Source organism: Coprococcus sp. LG101-27 (assembly GCF_027695515.1).
Classification (GTDB): Bacteria; Bacillota; Clostridia; order Lachnospirales; family Lachnospiraceae; genus Allocoprococcus; species Allocoprococcus comes.
On the sequence record NZ_JAQEUJ010000025.1, the window covers coordinates 1 to 503 of the forward strand.

The window sequence follows — 503 nt, forward strand, 5'->3', positions numbered from 1 at the left end:
CACGAAGCCATCATTTCCGAAGAAGTGTTCCAAAAAGTTCAGGAGCTGATTGCAAGCAGACGCAGACGACAGAAGAATGGCACAACGCAGATATTTTCCGGGCTGGTAAAATGTGCGGACTGCGGATGGTCATTGGCTTATGGTGTAAACAGCCAGAACAAAAATCCCTATGCACACTACCATTGCAGTAAGTACGGACAGGGATTACGCCAGTGTTCCATGCACTATATCCGCTATGATGTGCTGTATGCCTATGTGCTTGCAAGACTGCAATACTGGTCTATGCTGGCACAGAAAGACGAGGACAAGCTGCTGAAACGGCTGCTCAATGCCAGCGACAGAGAAAGAAACTCTGCGAAGAAAAAGCAGGCTGCGGAGCTGAAAAAGGCGGAAAAGCGTAAAGCCGAGGTTGACGGGCTGTTTGCTAAAATGTATGAGGACTGGTCTGCCGGACGCATAACCGAGTATAACTTCAATATGCTGTCCGAGAAGTACCAGAACGA

The 503-nt window shown here is 48.5% G+C and carries 1 protein-coding gene; it reads left to right on the forward strand.

Going from position 1 to position 503, the window contains the following annotated elements; genetic code table 11:
• On the forward strand, positions 1-503 hold a 503-nt coding region (locus tag PG766_RS13890; RefSeq protein ID WP_270591036.1), incomplete at both ends, for a zinc ribbon domain-containing protein.